16 protein-coding genes and 1 other RNA gene are annotated in these 18,198 nt (G+C 45.4%); 12 read left to right on the top strand and 5 right to left on the bottom strand.

Features of this window, described 5'->3' with window-relative positions; genetic code table 11:
- Positions 1–40 precede the first annotated feature (40 nt).
- Positions 41–2,041, bottom strand: a complete 2,001-nt coding sequence (locus tag IGI78_RS14575) for a KUP/HAK/KT family potassium transporter (RefSeq protein ID WP_194195256.1) — start codon at positions 2,039–2,041, stop codon at positions 41–43.
- 270 nt (positions 2,042–2,311) lie between these two features.
- Here IGI78_RS14575 and IGI78_RS14570 point away from each other — a divergent pair, with 270 nt between their 5' ends.
- Both IGI78_RS14570 and IGI78_RS14565 read left to right on the top strand, forming a co-directional pair.
- Complete coding sequence (locus IGI78_RS14570) at positions 2,312–3,067, top strand: ABC transporter ATP-binding protein (protein ID WP_005227750.1); 756 nt, start codon at positions 2,312–2,314, stop codon at positions 3,065–3,067.
- Entirely contained in the window at positions 3,068–4,648 is a 1,581-nt protein-coding gene (locus IGI78_RS14565) for an ABC transporter (protein ID WP_159160635.1), read from the top strand.
- A gap of 285 nt (positions 4,649–4,933) precedes the next feature.
- Here the strand turns inward: IGI78_RS14565 and IGI78_RS14560 are convergent, their stop codons facing one another.
- The 4 genes from IGI78_RS14560 to IGI78_RS14545 form a co-directional block, all read right to left on the bottom strand.
- Positions 4,934–5,413, bottom strand: a complete 480-nt coding sequence (locus IGI78_RS14560; protein WP_010749033.1) for a universal stress protein — start codon at positions 5,411–5,413, stop codon at positions 4,934–4,936.
- A 64-nt stretch (positions 5,414–5,477) separates the two neighbouring features.
- Positions 5,478–5,768 carry a hypothetical protein gene (locus IGI78_RS14555; protein ID WP_005233435.1) on the bottom strand — a complete coding sequence of 97 codons (291 nt, stop codon included), beginning with the start codon at positions 5,766–5,768 and terminating at the stop codon, positions 5,478–5,480.
- A gap of 168 nt (positions 5,769–5,936) precedes the next feature.
- A non-coding RNA gene (ssrS, locus tag IGI78_RS14550) (6S RNA) lies at positions 5,937–6,131 on the bottom strand.
- An 85-nt stretch (positions 6,132–6,216) separates the two neighbouring features.
- Entirely contained in the window at positions 6,217–7,494 is a 1,278-nt protein-coding gene (locus tag IGI78_RS14545) for a replication-associated recombination protein A (RefSeq protein ID WP_077452338.1), read from the bottom strand.
- Between the two features lie 216 nt (positions 7,495–7,710).
- Between IGI78_RS14545 and IGI78_RS14540 the strand changes: the two genes are divergently transcribed.
- The 10 genes from IGI78_RS14540 (at position 7,711) to IGI78_RS14495 (ending at position 18,166) form a co-directional block, all read left to right on the top strand.
- Complete coding sequence (locus tag IGI78_RS14540; RefSeq protein ID WP_195266241.1) at positions 7,711–8,331, top strand: DNA-3-methyladenine glycosylase; 621 nt, start codon at positions 7,711–7,713, stop codon at positions 8,329–8,331.
- A gap of 16 nt (positions 8,332–8,347) precedes the next feature.
- Positions 8,348–8,836, top strand: a complete 489-nt coding sequence (locus tag IGI78_RS14535; RefSeq protein ID WP_086291600.1) for a DUF3013 family protein — start codon at positions 8,348–8,350, stop codon at positions 8,834–8,836.
- 11 nt (positions 8,837–8,847) lie between these two features.
- The gene (prmA, locus tag IGI78_RS14530) at positions 8,848–9,795 is read left to right on the top strand and encodes a 50S ribosomal protein L11 methyltransferase (RefSeq protein WP_142965622.1); all 948 of its coding nucleotides are present in this window, start codon (positions 8,848–8,850) and stop codon (positions 9,793–9,795) included.
- A 1-nt stretch (position 9,796) separates the two neighbouring features.
- Positions 9,797–10,552 (top strand): 16S rRNA (uracil(1498)-N(3))-methyltransferase, encoded by a 756-nt coding sequence (locus tag IGI78_RS14525; RefSeq protein WP_081117818.1) that lies wholly within the window; start codon positions 9,797–9,799, stop codon positions 10,550–10,552.
- 4 nt (positions 10,553–10,556) lie between these two features.
- A complete protein-coding gene (locus IGI78_RS14520) occupies positions 10,557–11,222 on the top strand; it encodes a deoxyribose-phosphate aldolase (protein ID WP_081117817.1) in 666 nt (221 codons plus the stop codon).
- Between the two features lie 187 nt (positions 11,223–11,409).
- Positions 11,410–13,620: a RelA/SpoT family protein gene (locus IGI78_RS14515; protein ID WP_077452332.1), complete on the top strand. Its 2,211-nt coding sequence runs from the start codon at positions 11,410–11,412 to the stop codon at positions 13,618–13,620.
- A 6-nt stretch (positions 13,621–13,626) separates the two neighbouring features.
- Positions 13,627–14,073: a D-aminoacyl-tRNA deacylase gene (dtd, locus tag IGI78_RS14510; protein WP_077452331.1), complete on the top strand. Its 447-nt coding sequence runs from the start codon at positions 13,627–13,629 to the stop codon at positions 14,071–14,073.
- Between the two features lie 312 nt (positions 14,074–14,385).
- The gene (locus IGI78_RS14505; RefSeq protein WP_194195249.1) at positions 14,386–15,936 is read left to right on the top strand and encodes an FtsX-like permease family protein; all 1,551 of its coding nucleotides are present in this window, start codon (positions 14,386–14,388) and stop codon (positions 15,934–15,936) included.
- Positions 15,937–15,948: 12 nt separating this feature from the next.
- Positions 15,949–16,623: an ABC transporter ATP-binding protein gene (locus IGI78_RS14500; protein WP_010749041.1), complete on the top strand. Its 675-nt coding sequence runs from the start codon at positions 15,949–15,951 to the stop codon at positions 16,621–16,623.
- Positions 16,616–18,166: a PASTA domain-containing protein gene (locus tag IGI78_RS14495; protein WP_077452329.1), complete on the top strand. Its 1,551-nt coding sequence runs from the start codon at positions 16,616–16,618 to the stop codon at positions 18,164–18,166. The genes IGI78_RS14500 and IGI78_RS14495 overlap by 8 nt, the downstream gene beginning before the upstream one ends.
- Positions 18,167–18,198: the final 32 nt, after the last annotated feature.

The raw sequence follows: 18,198 nt of genomic DNA, 5'->3' as shown, positions 1-18,198 counted from the left end.
CCTGAAAGTATCAGAAAGTTCAACCAGGACTGGCGGTTTCTTAGCGTTCCTCGATGCGTAATTCTGTCAGAGAGCTTTCTTTCATCTGACCGATGACCAATGGAACGGTCTCATGAACCACATCACTATATTCTAAGCCGAACCAGCGTTCCGGTGAAATCGTATGGCGTTTGATAAAAAGCTTCGTCTGCATGACTTGCTTCTGCCATTTGCTTAATGCCGTTGCATTCGACAGCTCTTCTTCGATCATCACGAATTGGAAATCACCCACATTGCGTCCAGGCGTTAAGGAGTAGCGTTGCGGCTGCAGCGGCAAGCGACCATCTTTCATCAATTCTTGAATGATTTGGCGAATGTAGAGATTGACTTCTTGCGGCACCCGAAAGCCGAGATAAAGCTTTAGTTTAACGATAAAATCGGTATCTGCCATCGAAACTTCATATTTTTTCGTATAGGGTTCATCGGTGACTTCCACATTGACGAACCAATACACTTTGGCACGCTTCGGCCGTTTGTCTAAAATGGAATAGATGAACTGCTGACCGATCTGATCGTCTTGCAGTTTAGGAACCATGAAGACGACATTCGTCTGAGATAATGGCAAAGAATCATCTTCCCGCAACTGTTTCAATTGAGGGATGTAGGTAGAAAGTGCAACTTCTTCGGCAGCATTTTCTTGAATACGATTGCCCCATTCCCAAATCAGCATCACGCCGATGATCACGCTGGCTAACAAGATGGCAACGTAACCGCCATGGAAAAATTTTGTCGCACTGGAGATAAAGAAAATCCCCTCGATCGCTGCAAAAAAGAGCGTGATGAACGGTGCCAAGAAACGGGTCTTCTTGTTTTGATGCAAGTAGAAATACAGCAAAATAGTGGTCATCAACATCGTTACCGTAATGGCCAATCCATAAGCAGCTTCCATCCGAGTAGAGGTCTGGAAGAACAAGACCACGCCAGAACAGGCGATCCACAGCAAGGTGTTCAAGGCAGGAATGTACATTTGCCCGATAGACGCCCCCGGATAGATGATTTGCATCCGCGGCAATAGTTTCAACTTGATGGCTTCAGAAACCAAGGTAAAGGAGCCAGACAGCAGGGCTTGCGAAGCAATGATGGCAGCGAGGGTGGCAAAGCTGACGCCAAAGACTGTCCACCCTTGCGGCAACGCTTGGAAGAATGGATTCAAGTTTTCGATTTCTTGATAAGTCGGGTTTTGATAGACTTGCAGCAACCACGCAGCTTGACCAAAGTAATTCAGCATCAAGCAGATTTTGATATAGGGCCAGCTGGCATAAATGTTTTTCTTGCCCACGTGACCTAAGTCTGAGTAGAGGGCTTCCGCACCAGTCGTTGCCAAAAAGATATTGCCGAGAATAAAGAGACCGGCGCTGTTATCGGGACTAAAGAGCAATTTGATTGCATAACGGGGATCAAGGGCGCGAATCACTGAAAGGTCACCAGCAAAGTTCATCACACCGACGATGCCTAAGAAGGTGAACCAGCCTAGCATGATCGGTCCGAAGGCTTTGCCGACAAACTCAGTCCCAAAACGCTGCAGGGCAAAGAGGACCAATAAGATTGCTAAGGTGATGCCGACGATGATCGATTGATCATTGCCGAAGCGATCAAAAAAGACTGGAATCCCCCGTAATCCTTCGATGGCAGTGGTCACCGTCACGGCTGGCGTCAACACGCCATCTGCTAGCAGGGCTGCGCCCCCGATGATTGCTGGAATAATCAAATAGCGGCTGTTTTTACGAACTAGGGTATAAAGGGAGAATATCCCGCCTTCTCCATGATTATCCGCGTTTAATGCGATCAAGACGTACTTGATCGTCGTTAACAGCGTTAGCGTCCAAAAGACGAGCGAGACGCTGCCTAAGATAAAATCGGGTGTTAAGGTGCGTAGTCCGCCATTGTCCTCCACCAAGGCTTTCATTACGTAAAGCGGGCTCGTACCAATATCACCGTAGACCACCCCCATGGCGACTAAAAGTCCGCCGGCGGTCACTTTTTTCATTTTGCTTGAACTCATTGACTGTTTTCCCTCCATTTTAAACTGCAAAAAGACCTAAGCGGCCCCTTGCCACTTAGGTCTTGCAAGAAACATCTTAAACCAGCGGATTCCCGCTTGCTGTTGATCTAAGATCATGGAACGATCCATGTGCTACTCCCCTAAAGTGCTCTTATTATCTTTGTTTTTGCAGCTCCTGTCAATTGATTTGTTAAAAATGGCAATAAACATTTTTCATTTCCTGCTTTTCAGCGTAAGATAACAATAGGTATGGAATAAGGAGGCAGGAAAATGATTGAGATCAAGAATCTGACGAAACAATATGGACCAAAAAAAGCGTTGTCTGATCTTTCCCTGACGATCCGTCAAGGGGAGATCTTTGGCTTTCTGGGACACAACGGAGCAGGGAAGTCCACCACGATCAAAAGCTTAGTGAGTATTTTGCAGCCAACAAGTGGAGAAATCTATTTTGATGGCCAATCCCTCGTGGAACATCGCGAAGCGATAAAAAAACAAATTGCTTATGTACCGGACACGCCAGATTTGTTTTTACAGCTAACGGCAGGGGAGTATTGGGACTTGATTGCCGCCGCGTATGAGGTGCCAGCAGCGGAAAAGGCCGAGCGTTTGCAAAAATTAGGGCGCTTGTTTGATATGCTGTCTCATGAAGAAGAGACCATCGCCAGCTTTTCCCATGGAATGCGGCAAAAAACGCTGCTGATTGGGGCATTGATCCCCGATCCTGACATTTGGATCTTGGATGAACCGTTACAAGGCTTAGATCCCCAAGCGGCGTATGATTTAAAAGAAATGATGAAACAGCATGCTGCCAAGGGCAAGACCGTGATTTTTTCCACCCACGTCTTAGACACCGCCCAGCAGTTGTGTGATCAATTGGCGATTTTGAAAAAAGGCGAGCTGCTGTACAATGGCTCAGTGGCAGATTTGCTGGCACAGCATCCGTCGCTTTCTTTGGAAACGATCTATCTGCAAATGACTGGGAGAAGTCAAGAAGAAGCGATTCTTGCAGAAGCGGAGGAAGCGTAGATGCGAAAACAACAATTTCTGACGCTGACCTCCGTTAATTTGCGGTATGCCAATCCCCAATTGACAGACAAAGCCCGCAAAAAAGGCAAGGCTGGTTCGACCTTGACCAGTTATTTGTTGTTTCAATATGCGCTTTCTGGGGTAGTGTTTCTGCTAGTCTATGGGTTGACGATGATCACATTGGATTTTAGTCAGATGCCAGGCTTTTTTACCGCTTATGTCGCTTTGTTCGGGATCTTAGGCTTTTCCCAAGGGATTTCGTCCATTTACAATGTCTTTTTCGAGAGTCAAGATCTGCCAGCGTATTTGCCGCTGCCCTTTCGACAGAGTGAAATTTTTTTGGCAAAGATCGTGGTGGTATTTCTCACCGTTGCGCCGTTTATTTTTCCTCTGTTGGTCTTATTTCTCCTGACAGGGATTCGGGCAAATGTCTTTTTCTTGCTGACGATCTTATGGGCGTTCTTGCTGTTCGGCTTGTTTTTAGTCTTGATCTTCAGCATTTGCAGCTTGATCGTCTTCAGCCTGACCCGCACCAAGTTTTTCTTGAAGCATAAAAAATTGGTCACTAGTTTATTGCTAGGCGTGACGATGCTGGTTGTTGTGATCGGGGTCTTAATGATGAATCAGGTGAATACTTATGAGACAGACGTGGTAGATCGGGGAGCGATCAGCTTTTTATTGCCCTTTTATTATGTGATGGTGGCACCGTTTCAAACGACTGGTTTGCTTAGCTTGCTAGGGATCATCGCCACAGCAGGCGTGTTGCTTTTTGCCCTCTATCGATTGATCTTGCCGAAGTTTTATGAGCAAGTGGCAGCCGCGGCGCCCAACCAAGGGAGTGTTCGTCGGAAGCATAAACCCAATCAAGGCTTGGGCCAGCTGTTGTTTAATTACAATTCGCAGTTGATCCGAGATCCGAATTTGATCATGCAAGTCTTTTCTTCTTCGTTGCTGATGCCCATTATTTTCTTAGTGTCCTTTGTGTTTACAGGAGCGATTCAGTTAAGTGAATTGGATGAGCGGTTTATCGGTGTCGTTTTTGTGGCAGGGATCGCCTTGGCAGCATTGATGGTCAACCCGACTTCTTTTATCAGTAATTTGATCTCACTGGATCAGGAGAATTTCTTGTTTGTCCGCTCCTTGCCGCTATCGATGAAGCGCTACTTGCGGGAAAAATTCCGCTTTGGCGTCGTTTTGCAGCTGAGCTTAACGGCAGTCATCGTGCTGGCAGCAGTCCTTCTGTTCAAAATGCCGCTGATTTTGGCTGTCTCTTTTTTAATCGGGGCACTTTGGAGCAGTTTTCTTTTGTGCTTGAAATATTTTGCTCGTGATTATCGGCTGCTGCTTTTGGATTGGACCAACATCAGTCAATTGTTTACGAGAGGGGCGGGGAGTCTTGGGTTAGCCATTGGAACGATCGCAACGCTGTTTCTTTCCATCATTGTTATCATCCTTTACGGCTTTGCTGCGACTTCGGTTGATTTTTGGTTATTGAATGGTCCGGTTTTCTTTGTGATCCTCTTGACCAGCGTCCTTTGGATAGCCCATTATCACCATAGATTTTGGCGTCGTTTTTCCTAAGGGAAGCGACGCTTTGCTTTTTTTATTTAAGGATGGGTAAATTAACTATTTATTCAGAAAATTCAGAAAAACTATTTACAATCAAGCGGAAACATGGTTAGATAGGAGTACCTATTACTTTGCTTTCATTTTTTGCTGTACAAGTTTGGATAACCGACTTGTCAAAGAGCTGTGACCAAAGTCAAAAAGACCAATGAGACCTGAGCGCTCGTTGCCTCTTTTGCTTTTGTCACGGTTTTTTTTGTAAAAAAAAAACCTGCCAAGCAGCGGCAGGTCGTCTCACTATTAAGCTTTCGTGTGGTCTTTTGCTGGGACTTTGTTTTCTAGGTCTGTCCGTACAACTAACACATCACAGCCGGCATGGCGAATGACATACTCAGAAACGGAACCGATAAAGATTCGTTCCACGGCATTTAAACCAGTGGCACCGATCATAATCAAATCGATGTCGTGATCTTCTGGCAATTGTTTGGCAATGATCGGTTTTGGCGAGCCGTATTCGATCACCGTTTTGACCGCAGTTACTTGATGCTTGCGGGCATAATCCTCATAGTCTTTCAAGGTTTGTTTGGCCATTTCGGTTGCTTGCTCAGCAAGCATGCCGTCAAAAGAAGAAACGGTTTGAAAGGCCCGAGTGTCGATCACATGTGCTAAAACTAATTCAGAATCATTCCGCTGTGCCACGTTCACGGCTTTTTTGAAGGCTAATTCGGACTCGCTGGACCCATCGACGGCTACCATGATTCGTTGATATTGTTGTAACATAAGAAACACTCCCATCTGTTATCTTCTACTTTTATTGTAATGCTTTTTTCTGGAAAAAGAAAACCTAATCTTCCTTTTTTTTCATTTTTTGTGCCAGCAAGATGCTGAAAGATGCGGAAGAGAGCAGCAGCAAAGCCAAATAAAACAAGGCAATCAGCTCCCTATCGACAAAGCCCACAACCAATGCCACCACGCCTAAAAGGAAATGAATGAGGCTATAGGTTTTTAAGAAGACCTTATTCGCCTCGGTGGTAGGGATCAAAGTGAAAAAAATCGCTTGTTTGGCATAAAGCAAATAACTGGTGCCGAATAATACGAGTGCCACGATCGTAAATAATAGAAGAATCATAAACATACGCCATCCTGTCCTAAGTTGATAGGTTTAGTATAGCGAACCCTAGAAAGAATAGCAAAAGCCACCCTTACTTTGATATCAGATGAAGGACGTTGTACGGTTTCTAACGGCTAGAAAACGCAAAAAAGCCATCTGTTAAAAACAGATGGCACATTCTAAAAAGAATGGGTAATATCCGTTGATGCCGTTCTTTTTCCCATAGTATTGATCCCGCAAATTCTAGCAGGTGGGTTCCACGGTCTAAGCTTCGAACTACCAAAGGAAAAGGCATGTTACCAGCATTGACACAAGACGGATCCCAAGATATCAATAAAAATGTTCGGTCAACACACAAAAGGGACAACTCGTACATCACAGAATTCCCACCCTTATAGTAGCATAGGAATGACGAAGGTGCAATAAAGTTGTTTGAAAACGATACCAAAAAGTCACTATTTTTTCTAAGCACCTAGTTTTTTTTCTTTCGCTGCTGCAATTGTTGGTACCGTTGGCCTAGTGCTTGCTCATATTTACCGGTGGCTTTTGGTTGGTAATAATGAGTATTTTTCAGCTTATCAGGTAAGTATTGCTGATCGACCCAGGCATCATCAAAATTATGCGGGTATTGATAGCCAACACCCCGATTCAAGCTTTCGGCACCTTTATAATGACTGTCTCGTAAATGATCCGGGACATCGCCAGCTTTGCCGCTGCGAATATCTGCGATCGCTGCATCCAATGCCATGTAGGCAGAGTTGGATTTGGGTGACAGACATAGATCAACCACTGTATCGGCTAACGGAATCCGAGCTTCCGGTAAGCCCAAACGTTCAGCGGCTAACACAGCATTGACGGTTCGAGCAGCGGCTGCTGGGTTAGCTAAACCGATGTCTTCATAGCCGATGACCATCAAGCGCCGACAAATGATCGCCAGATCGCCTGCCTCTACTAAACGACCTAAGTAATGCAGCGCACCATCCACATCACTGCCACGAATCGATTTTTGAAAAGCAGAGATCACATCATAGTGCGCATCCCCATCTTTATCGTGGGTCAATGCTTTACGCTGTACGCACTCTTCGATGATTTCTAAGGTCAAATGAATAATGCCGTCTGGTCCTTTCGGTGTGGAACGGGCAGCGAGTTCTAAGCCATTTAGCGCACTTCGTAAATCACCGTTGGTCGCTCGCGAGAGATGCAAGCGGGCATCATCGGTCAATACGATGGTTTCTGATCCAAGTCCGCGAGTTTCATCTGCTAAGGCTTGATCAATGGCGGTCAAAATATCTTCTTCTTGGAGCGGTTTGACTTCAAAAATCTGTGTCCGACTGCGAATCGCTGGATTGATCGTAATGTAGGGATTTTCCGTCGTGGCACCGATCATAATGATCTTGCCGCTTTCTAAATGGGGCAGTAAAAAGTCTTGTTTTGTCTTGTCTAGTCGATGGACTTCATCCAGCAATAAAATGACAGTACCGCTCATTTTGGCTTCCTCTGCCACGATTTGCAGGTCTTTTTTTGTATCTGTGGCGGCGTTCAGCATGCGAAACGCATAGCGTGTCGAGCCGGCGATCGCACTGGCAATGCTGGTTTTTCCGGTTCCCGGCGGTCCGTATAGGATCATCGAAGAAAGCATTTTGGCTTCGACCATTCGGCGAATGATTTTCCCCGGGCCAACCAAATGCTGCTGTCCGACGACTTCATCTAAGTTCCGTGGCCGCATTCGATAAGCAAGTGGCTGCTGCATAAAACGATCCTCTCCTTTTCCTGTAAGTATAACATAAGAACGTACATTCTCATAAACAAGCTGATTTGCGCCCTTACGGAAACAAAAGGGCCCTTATTTTCCACTCAGTCAGCAAAAATCAGGATCGTTGAAAAGAAATCGTTGAGATCGTCGTAACTCTGTAGTCAAAGATAGTAAGTTCGCCGAGAATTGTGTAGAATAAAGAGGGTGATGAGAATGGATGAATTAATGGCACTTTTTGCGACACAGCCGACAACGACCATCGCACGTGCCTTATTAGGGATGTATTTGGAACATGAGACCCCAGTAGGAACATTAGGTGGGTATATCGTGGATTGTGAAGCGTATCTAGGTCCCGATGATTTGGCGGCTCATAGTGTGGGCATGCGAAACACACCAAGGGTTCGGGCGATGTATCAGGAACCAGGTACGATTTATTTATATACGATGCATACGCATCGAATCGTCAACTTTATTACGCAGCCAAAAGGCATCCCGCAAGGAATCATGATTCGCGGGCTAGAACCGGTGGATGGGATCGCCTTGATGGAACAACAACGACAAAAAACAGGACCGGATGTAGCCAACGGCCCCGGGAAACTGGTACAGGCACTGCAGATCCCCGCTGAGCTTTATGGCGAATCGATTTTTACAAGCCCACTGCATTTGGTTCCTGAGCGCCGACGTACCCCAAAAGAAATTTTGGCATTGCCTCGGATCGGTATCCCAAATAAAGGGGAATGGACCCAGATGCCGCTTCGTTTTGCGGTGGCTGGCAATCCGTATTTGACAAATATACGAAAAACCGCTGTTCAGCAAGACCATGGATGGTGTTAAGAAAGAAGGAATAGTGATGGCGAAAGAAACGATATTGACTTACTTAGATCAGCGATTAACGAAAAAAATCACCGACTATGATGTGGCGATCGATTGGGATGCTAAAAATCATACCATCGAATTGGTGCTGCGCTTGTTTGCCGAAAATCCTCACCACGTGCAGATCGACGATGCACAAGGTGTAGCATCAGAAGAAGCGATCATTGAATTTGAAGATGGGATTTTGCTGTATGATCCACAAAAATCAACGTTTGATGAAGAAGATTATTTAGCAACGATCCCTTATGCAGGGAAAAAAGGGATTCAAAAAGCGTTGTTAGACGGATTGGTTGATTACATTCAAGAAATTTTAGAGGAAGGCCAAAGCGATCTGCTTGATTTCTTGAACGATGACAGTGAAGAAGCGATCTTTGAATTGCGATTCAACGAAGAAGCATTTGTGGAGAAAATGACGAACTATCAAGCCGGGGCTGGGGAAACCATGATCCCGTACCCTAGTTACTAAGGAGAACGAACATGAAGTGGAATGAAGTAACCGTAGCGACAGCTAGCGAAGCAGTGGAAGCAGTCGCCAATATTTTAATGGAACACGGAGCAAGTGGGGTAGCGATCGAGGACGTTTTAGATATCGAAAATTTTAAAAGCGATGCATATGGCGAAATTTTGGATAAAGAAACCTATACAACCTTAGAAGAAGGCGCCCAAGTCAGTGCCTATTTCCCAGAGACGATCTTTTTACCAGAAGTGCTGCCGACGATCAAAGCAGCCATTGACCGTCTGCCAGAGTATGGTTTGGCGATCGGCAAAAACACCATCACAACGAGCGAGGTCGTGGAAGAAGCATGGGCAACGGCCTGGAAAAAATATTACCATCCAGTCCGTATCTCCCGCTATCTGACGATCGTGCCGAGCTGGGAAAACTATCAACCGCTGCAAGAAGAGGAAAAGATCATCACCCTTGATCCGGGAATGGCTTTTGGGACCGGCACACATCCTACAACACGGTTGACATTACAAGCCCTAGAAGTCTACTTGCGAGGCGGTGAAACCGTCTTAGATGTCGGGACGGGCTCAGGCGTGTTGAGTATCGCCAGTAAATATTTAGGTGCCAAAGACGTGTTCGCTTATGATCTAGATGAAGTCGCTGTGAGGTCCGCCCAAGAAAATATGGCGATGAACCCTATTGCTCACGATGTGACTGTCCAAGCCAATGACCTTTTGCAAGGAGTGACAGTCCCTGCTGATCTTATCGTTGCCAATATTTTAGCGGACATCATTTTATTAATGATCCCTGATGCGTGGCGTCTATTGAAGCAAGAAGGCACCTTGATCGTTTCTGGGATTATTGAGACGAAAAAACAATTAGTGATCGATGCTATGATCGCACAAGGCTTTGAGATCGATCAATTGTTCAATCAAAAAGACTGGTATGCGATCGCCTTTAAAAAAACAGAGGTAGAGTAAGATGCAGCGATATTTTTTAAAGGAGCCTTATGAAGCAAAAGCGGTGTTTGCCGTTTCGGGAGAACCTTTCCACCATATGATCCGAGTGATGCGCATGACGCCCGGCACGAAAGTCGGTTTAGTCTTTGAGGATCATTTGGCGATCATCGCCAAGATCAAAGAGGCGGATGAAGAAACGGTTTACTTAGAGGAAGTCGAAAAAGAACAGCAGGACAAGGAATTGCCGCTGCAGGTCACGATCGCTAGCGGCTACCCGAAAGGCGACAAGTTGGACTTGATCGTTCAAAAAGGCACGGAACTGGGGGCGGCAGCCTTTATCGGTTTTCCTGCGCAAACTTCGGTCGTGAAATGGGATCAAAAGAAATTACAGAAAAAGCAGCAGCGGCTGCAAAAAATCGCCCAAGAAGCGGCGGAGCAATCCCAACGGCAGATCGCACCAGCCATCACACTGCTGGATAACGCCAAAGCATTTTGGCAAAGCCTCAGTCAGTATGATGCGGTCCTAGTGGCTTATGAAGAATCAGCCAAGCAAGGAGAAGCAGCGATGCTGCTGCAAGTGATCACCGCATTGCCCGTTGGTAGCAAAGTTTTAGCGATCTTTGGCCCAGAAGGCGGTCTGACCCCCTCCGAAATCGAAGAAGCCCAGCAAAACAACGCCAAATTATGCGGGTTAGGCCCTCGGATTTTACGAACAGAAACAGCACCGTTTTATTTTTTAAGTGCTGTCAGTGTGCTAACGGAATTAAAGAGGATGTGAGTTGATGAATAAGAACCAAGAAGCAATCAGTGTCCGTTTGTTGACGGCCGATCTGACCGACTGGGTCTTGAAGGATTTTATCAATCAATATAAGACGACCTTAAAGGAAGTCGTCGTTTTGCCTAGTGCCATTCGGCGGGCGAAAATCTTGGCACAAGGCTCTTCCCTACAAATCGGCGCAGTGATCGATTACCCCCTTGCCCAAGGAACACTGGCAAAGGTAGCGTTTGAAATTGGTCGGGCGTTTATGGAAGGTGCCGATTTTTTGGAAGTCTGGCTGCCAGCTTCTTCCTTCATGGAAAATGATCGTGGCTTTGCGGAGTTGACCGAAACGATCCGCTCCTTGACCTTGACAGGAGGAGAGATCCGCTTAGCTGTACAGACCGAAATCATGAATGAATTGACGAAGATCCAAGTGGCACAGCGCTTGAAAGAAGAAGCTTGGCCAAAGATCGTTTTAGGGCAAAAACAACCACTAGCAGAAGCATTGCATGACGTGAGCTTGTTTTCCTTAGATGGTGGCAGCCAACTGTCGATCCAGATCAATCCCGATACGGTCGATGAACAAGCTCTGGAATCATTACAGGCTGCCGGCGCCGAGAAAATCGGGCTCTCGTATCATATTTTTGAAGAATTGCTTAAGGACCAGCCAGCACCCGATATGCTTTGAACAACAGCGATTGAAAAATAGCTGAAAAATTTGTATAATAATACTACTAAATAAGAACTGCAGGTTAGACAGGAGTCCCATGCTTAGAACGTTTGTCCGCAAGGCTTTGGGTGCGTGACGAGACGTTAACAGTGACTTCTGTCTGCCTTTTTGATAGCACAAAAAAGAAGAGCAGGAGGCGGAATGAATGGCAAAAGAAGTTATATTGACCGGGCCCAATGTCATCAAATTGGTCGCTCATTATATGAGTGAAGAACACGTTGCCTTTGTCCAAAAAGCATTAGACTATGCGACAGAAGCCCACAAAGAACAATTCCGTAAATCCGGCGAGCCGTACATTATTCATCCAATCCAAGTTGCGGGGATCTTGGCAGAATTGCAGATGGACCCACATACTGTTGCAACAGGTTTTTTGCATGATGTCGTCGAAGATACTGATGTGACGCTAGCCGATCTAAAAGAAGAATTCGGTGCCGATGTAGCGATGCTAGTGGATGGCGTGACCAAGCTGGGTAAGATCAAGTACAAATCTCATGAAGAACAATTAGCAGAAAATCATCGAAAAATGTTGATCGCCATGGCGCAAGATTTACGGGTCATCATGGTCAAACTGGCTGACCGTTTACATAATATGCGTACGTTGAAACATTTGCGGGAAGACAAACAACGCCGTATCGCCCAAGAAACGATGGAAATCTATGCCCCATTGGCTCATCGTTTAGGGATCAGCCGCATCAAATGGGAATTAGAAGATATTTCTTTGCGTTACTTGAATCCACAGCAATATTACCGAATCGTGCATTTGATGCAGACCAAACGAGAAGAACGGGAATCCTACGTTTCCGAAACCGTGGAAGAGATTCGGATCGCTACGGAAGAACTAGATATCTATGCTGAGATCTATGGTCGACCAAAGCATATTTACTCGATCTATCGCAAAATGAAAGACCAAAAGAAACAGTTCAATGAAATTTATGATTTGTTGGCGATCCGAGTGATCGTTGACTCCATCAAAGATTGTTACGCGGTTTTGGGAACGATCCATACAAAATGGAAACCAATGCCAGGGCGGTTCAAGGACTATATCGCGATGCCAAAAGCCAACATGTACCAATCACTGCATACGACGGTTATTGGTCCCAAAGGCAATCCTGTCGAGATCCAAATTCGGACCCATGAAATGCATGAGATCGCTGAATTTGGGGTTGCTGCGCACTGGGCCTATAAAGAAGGCAAGACGGAAAAAGTCAAAGCCGACAAGATGACCCAACAAGTTGGCTGGTTCCGCGAAATCTTGGAACTACAAGACGAAAGCTATGATGCTTCTGAATTTATGGAAGGTGTCAAAGGCGATATTTTCAGCGACAAAGTCTATGTATTTACGCCAAAAGGTGATGTGACGGAGTTGCCTCAAGGCTCCAGTCCACTGGATTTTGCCTATAGCATCCATACCGACATCGGCAACAAAACCACCGGCGCCAAGGTCAACGGCAAAATGGTCCAATTGGACTACAAGCTAAAAAATGGGGACATTATCGAGATCTTGACCTCACCAAATTCCTTTGGGCCAAGCCGCGACTGGGTCAAACTAGTGGCTACCAGCAAAGCGAAGAACAAAATCAAACGATTCTTCAAAGCCCAAGATCGTGATGAAAACATCATCAAAGGGCATGAGGCAGTGGTTCGTACTTTACAAGATATGGGCTTTGTGCCAAAAGAATTCTTGACGAAAAGCAAAATGGCGGAAGCTTGCGAACGGTTCAACTACCAAACAGAAGATGACTTGTTTGCCTCTGTCGGCTATGGGGAAGTCAGTCCCACGACCTTAGCCAACCGTTTGACCGAAGAAGAACGGCGGGAGAAACAAATCGAGAAGCAAAAGCAGCAAGTCCAAGAGATGATCAATCAACCGGCGAAAAAAGAACCAGAAAAAATGAAGGTTCGTCACGAAGGCGGTATTGTCATTGAAGGGGTCGATAACTTGTTGATCCGCATCTCCCGATGCTGCAATCCGGTTCCTGGGGATTCGATCGTCGGCTATATTACTAAAGGGCGGGGAATCTCGATCCACCGCAGCGATTGTCCCAATGTTCAAAACAAAGACGCCGCCAACCGTTTGATCGACGTTGAGTGGGAAGATGCCACCGACATCAACAAGGAATACGATGCCGATCTTGAGATCTATGGCTATGATCGTTCTGGTTTACTCAACGATGTCTTACAGACAGTCAATAGCGTCACCAAGCGTTTGGTAAGTGTTGAAGCCAAAACCAACAAAGACAAAATGGCAACGATCCGCATCACGGTGGCGATTCAGAATTTGACTCATTTGAAATCGATCGTTGATAAGATCAAACAGATTCCAGATGTTTACAGCGTCAGACGTACGAAGGGATGAGAAAGAATGCGGGCAGTGATCCAGCGAGTCAGTCAAGCAAGCGTGTCGATTGAGGACAATGTCGTCGGTGCGATCCAACAGGGATTCATGGTTTTGTTGGGGATCACCCATGAGGATACAGGTGACGATGTGGCTTATCTCGTAAGAAAAATCAAGAATTTACGGGTTTTTGAAGACGAAGAGGGCAAAATGAATCGGTCACTGGAAAGCATAAACGGTTCCGTCTTGAGTATTTCACAGTTTACCCTCTATGGGGAGACGAAGAAAGGCAATCGCCCCAGCTTCATTCAAGCGGCACCGCCAAGTATTGCGATCCCGCTTTACGAAGCCTTTAATGAAGGCTTAAAGGCCGAAGGGATCACTGTTGCTACCGGGAAATTTGGCGCAGATATGCAAGTCGCCTTGGTCAATGATGGCCCGGTGACGATCGTGATCGATACGAAAGAAAAATAAGTGATACAAAACGAAGGATTTTCTCGCTGGGAAATAGTGAGAGAATTCCTTCGTTTTTTTATCCTCTCGAAAGCGCCAAGCATTTTTGATGGACTCTATGTGAAATCTAAGTTGAAATCGGGAAATCTTACAAAACTGTTAGCAAAAATTCCATTCTTTTATTTGTTATTTAACATCTTTTTCTTGTTCTTTTATAAGGGTTTTTAAATGAAAATATCGTTTGCGCTCGTTTTTTAATATTTCAAATTCGAAAAACGATCCTTTATTGCGATTGTTCTTAAGGGAGAAGTATGGAATAATTGTTAAAAAATAATGTCACTGGAGGAAATAACAATGAACTTTTGGCAGCGTGCATTAAAAAGTATCACCAGAAGAAAAGGGAAATCATTTATTTTATTTTTAGTTCTATTTATTTTAGGCAATGTGATCGCTGGTGCTGTAGCAATTCAACAATCCACTGCCAACGTGGAGCGAGAGACGAAACGCAAAATGGGGAACGTAGCTACGGTGGAAATGGATTGGGAAGGTTTTGAAAAAGACAACGCAGATGTTTCGGATGAAGAGCGGTCTCGAGAGGATTTTTATCCGAAACCACCAGCATTGGATGTTTATGAGCAAATCGGTCAGTTAAGCTATGTGAAATACTTTGATTATCAAAATCAAGCGTGGTTAGAAACAACAAAATTGAAAGCCTATACGCCAGAGGATGGCTCGGTCGGCATGGGTGGCAACTATTTCACCTTGAAGGGTGGAAATTTGGTTGAGCCATTAGACATGCAAGAAGGCTTGATTCGCTTGGAGGAAGGCGAGGGATTGACAGAAAAAGATGTCAGTGAGTTGACGAACGCGGTATTGATCAGTAAAGAGATCGCAGAATTGAATAACCTGAGTGTCGGTGATCAATTGGTGTGGGATACACGGGCAGAAGTCATGATGGAAGAAGGCTCAAGCGAAGCAGTGAGTGACGATAGTGAGGATGCGACGGACGAAACAGCTGAAAGTGGCAATCGTGTCGCAACCTTTGATTATCCCGTGACCATTGCAGGGATCTTTTCTGTCGTTAAAAAGGATCAAAGCAATCAAGGCAATTCATCAGAGCAAAGCAATTCTCAAAATAGTGATCAGATATGGCAAGTGATGGATCAAATCAACACCTTTTATGCTAGCAATAATTTAGTGCAGGATTTTAACAAATTGCAGTCTGAAAAGCTTTGGGGTCAAGAAGTGATCGAAGAAGAGTCAGACGCCTATTATCAGCCGATCTTTGTCCTAAATTCAACGGATGACGTCGAAGCCTTTAAACAAGAAGCCGGTGCCTTATTGCCCCAATATTACCGCGTCGTTGCCAATACGGATCAATACGAGCAGATCGCCGGTGGTTTTACTCGTTTAGGAGTGATCGCAAATTACATCGTGATCATTGCATCGATCGCAACCATCTTTATCATTTCCTTAGTGGTCCTACTTTTCTTACGAGATCGGAAACAAGAATTAGGCATCTATCTCTCCTTAGGGGAAAGCCGTGGGAAAGTCATTGGTCAGATCGTGATTGAAGTCTTGCTGGTTAGTTTAGCCGCACTGCTATTGTCCTTAGTGACCGGGAACTTATTAGGTGGGGCCGTTTCAAATACCTTGATGCAAAACGATTGGATGAGCAATCAAAATGATATGGGCGGTGTTTATTCTGGCGGTTTGATGGCAGCTAATATTGATTACATGGATATCAAGAATGCCTATCAAGTGTCCTTCTCAGCAGGCTACATCATCACGTATCTGCTATTAGGTCTAGGAACTGTCTTACTCTCAGCGATTTTACCGCTATTGTATATTTTACGCTTGAATCCAAAGAAAATCATGATGTAGGAGGAACCAACGATGACTTTATTAGAAACCAAAGCAGTCGATTACTATTACCAAGACGGCGATCAGCGTCGCTATATACTGAAAGAGACTTCTGTTTCTTTTGAAAAAGGCCGATTTTATGCCATCTTAGGTCAATCTGGTTCGGGAAAAACGACGTTTTTGTCCTTGATCAGTGCACTGGATAGTCCGAAAAGTGGACAAGTACTTTATGAAGGCACCGATATCGAAAAAATCGGGCATGAGAATTACCGCCGCGACGACATCAGTATTATTTTCCAAAGCTATAATCTGATTCCTTATTTGAGTGCAGTCGAGAATGTCTTAGTGCCGATGGCAATCACGAAAAATCAGTTGCCGGACAATCAACGAGAAGTGGCGTACAATTTGCTGGATTATATTGGCATCACCAAGGAAAAAGCTGATCGGCTCGTCAATCAATTATCTGGTGGTGAACAACAACGGGTAGCGATCGCGCGGGCATTAGCCACCAATGTCGATATCATTTTAGCGGATGAACCAACCGGAAATTTGGATGAAGAAATGGAGCAAGAGATCATCGATATCTTTAAAGAGCTGGCTCACGTCCACAACAAATGTGTGATCGTCGTGACCCACGCCAATGAGATCGCCCAACAAGCAGATGAAGTCTTGTATTTACGTAAAGGTGTGTTGAGTAAGCATGAGTGATTTTTTATCAAATTTCAGCCCGGACAACTATGATGGCAAAAAGAAGCCTGCTGGCAATAGCGAGAAAAAAACTAGCGAACCTGTCGGAGATCAAAATGCAAGCGGCGCTGAGCAAGCGAGCAAACCAGCGGAGCCAACGACGGTTCACCAATCAGAAGAGCCGACAGCTAGTGAGCCGATGAGTCGCTCGGCAGCCCGTCAACAAACACAGACGACTGAAGCAAAAGCAGCGAGTTCTTCGACGGAGAAGATAGCGTCAAAGGAACCAGTCAGCCGTTTTGGGAAAGAAGAAACGGAATTTGATCCGACCTACAAAAAGCGTCGGCAGAAAAAAATCTTGCTGATTGCCCTGCTGACCGCCTTGGCGGTTACCGTGATCGGGATCGTCTATTATCAGATGACACATGTGAAGGTGCCGGATTTCACTGCCCAAGATCTGTCAGAAGCGCGGACGTGGGGCATGGAAGAAGGCGTCGCTATCAAAGTGGAGCAAGAATATGACTTTGACAAAGACGTCAACCAAGTGATCGACCAAAGTGTTGACCCTGACAAAAAGATCAAGAAAGGTGCCACACTGACACTGACGGCGAGTCTCGGGCCTGATCCTGAAGAACGCTTAGAGCTGCCAGATTTTTCAGCAATGCAAGTGACCGAAGCAAAAGAATGGATCGCCAGCAATAAAGCCGAGAACCTCTCTTTGATCGAACAATTTGACGACAACGTAGCAGCAGAAGCTTTTATTAAACAAGAGGCGGCCAACAAAGAGCTTGATTTAGCCGAATACAAACGCAAAGACCGTTTGAGTGTCTATTATTCAAAGGGCAAAGAAGTCTTTGAAAAAAATATTGAAGTACCTGATTTTACAGGCAAAGCCAAAAGTGAAGCTTCCGAATGGGCGAAAAAGAATGACTTGAAATACAAAGAAGAAACCGTCTTTTCTGACAGTGTCGCCCTAGACCTGGTGGTTTCACAAGAACCAGTCAAAGGCAGCAAACTTGCGAAAAAAGAAGAATTTGTGGTGAAGGTCTCAAAAGGCCAGGCTTTGACCGTTCCAGATTTTTCACAATACACGATCGAAGAAGCCCAAGGTCTAGAATCGAAGATCCCGCTGCAAGTCAGCACGGTCTATTCCGATCAAGTGGCGTATGGTAGTTTCTTGAGTCAGTCAGAGGAAGCGGGCAAAGAATACAGCGAAAGCGATACTTTGCCAACTGTCAAAGTCGTCTACTCATTAGGCAGACCGTATTTGAAAGACATCCGTTTCCAAGCAACGGAAGGCGACTTGCCAAAACTATTCTTTGATGAATACAAATCAAAAGGCGCCAATGTCTATTACGAAATCTACTATGTCGATTCGGCGGAACCGAAAGGAACCGTCGTTGAAATGAGCCGCTACGGCGAGTTTATTCCCTTAGAAACGTGGATCACTATCGGGATCAGTCGTGGCAATCTTCAAGGCAGTACCCAAACACCGCCGGCAGATGATGGCGGTGACGATACCGATGAACCGGTCAGTACCGCTGGTTCATCTGCTGCCGAATAATCTCGCAACCAACACTTTTTCACACAGTATCA

It is taken from the genome of Enterococcus sp. DIV1767 (assembly GCF_050542585.1).
GTDB lineage: Bacteria > Bacillota > Bacilli > Lactobacillales > Enterococcaceae > Enterococcus_D > Enterococcus_D innesii.
Note: the sequence above shows the minus strand (reverse complement) of the source record. Positions and strands in the feature narration are given on the sequence as shown.

What these genes read in the sequence shown, in the direction of transcription:
- IGI78_RS14575 (WP_194195256.1), bottom strand. Translation starts at nt 2,041, where the DNA reads ATGAGTTCAAGCAAAATGAAAAAAGTGACCGCCGGCGGACTTTTAGTC.
- IGI78_RS14570 (WP_005227750.1), top strand. Translation starts at nt 2,312, where the DNA reads ATGATTGAGATCAAGAATCTGACGAAACAATATGGACCAAAAAAAGCG.
- IGI78_RS14565 (WP_159160635.1), top strand. Translation starts at nt 3,068, where the DNA reads ATGCGAAAACAACAATTTCTGACGCTGACCTCCGTTAATTTGCGGTAT.
- IGI78_RS14560 (WP_010749033.1), bottom strand. Translation starts at nt 5,413, where the DNA reads ATGTTACAACAATATCAACGAATCATGGTAGCCGTCGATGGGTCCAGC.
- IGI78_RS14555 (WP_005233435.1), bottom strand. Translation starts at nt 5,768, where the DNA reads ATGTTTATGATTCTTCTATTATTTACGATCGTGGCACTCGTATTATTC.
- IGI78_RS14545 (WP_077452338.1), bottom strand. Translation starts at nt 7,494, where the DNA reads ATGCAGCAGCCACTTGCTTATCGAATGCGGCCACGGAACTTAGATGAA.
- IGI78_RS14540 (WP_195266241.1), top strand. Translation starts at nt 7,711, where the DNA reads ATGGATGAATTAATGGCACTTTTTGCGACACAGCCGACAACGACCATC.
- IGI78_RS14535 (WP_086291600.1), top strand. Translation starts at nt 8,348, where the DNA reads ATGGCGAAAGAAACGATATTGACTTACTTAGATCAGCGATTAACGAAA.
- prmA (WP_142965622.1), top strand. Translation starts at nt 8,848, where the DNA reads ATGAAGTGGAATGAAGTAACCGTAGCGACAGCTAGCGAAGCAGTGGAA.
- IGI78_RS14525 (WP_081117818.1), top strand. Translation starts at nt 9,797, where the DNA reads ATGCAGCGATATTTTTTAAAGGAGCCTTATGAAGCAAAAGCGGTGTTT.
- IGI78_RS14520 (WP_081117817.1), top strand. Translation starts at nt 10,557, where the DNA reads ATGAATAAGAACCAAGAAGCAATCAGTGTCCGTTTGTTGACGGCCGAT.
- IGI78_RS14515 (WP_077452332.1), top strand. Translation starts at nt 11,410, where the DNA reads ATGGCAAAAGAAGTTATATTGACCGGGCCCAATGTCATCAAATTGGTC.
- dtd (WP_077452331.1), top strand. Translation starts at nt 13,627, where the DNA reads ATGCGGGCAGTGATCCAGCGAGTCAGTCAAGCAAGCGTGTCGATTGAG.
- IGI78_RS14505 (WP_194195249.1), top strand. Translation starts at nt 14,386, where the DNA reads ATGTCACTGGAGGAAATAACAATGAACTTTTGGCAGCGTGCATTAAAA.
- IGI78_RS14500 (WP_010749041.1), top strand. Translation starts at nt 15,949, where the DNA reads ATGACTTTATTAGAAACCAAAGCAGTCGATTACTATTACCAAGACGGC.
- IGI78_RS14495 (WP_077452329.1), top strand. Translation starts at nt 16,616, where the DNA reads ATGAGTGATTTTTTATCAAATTTCAGCCCGGACAACTATGATGGCAAA.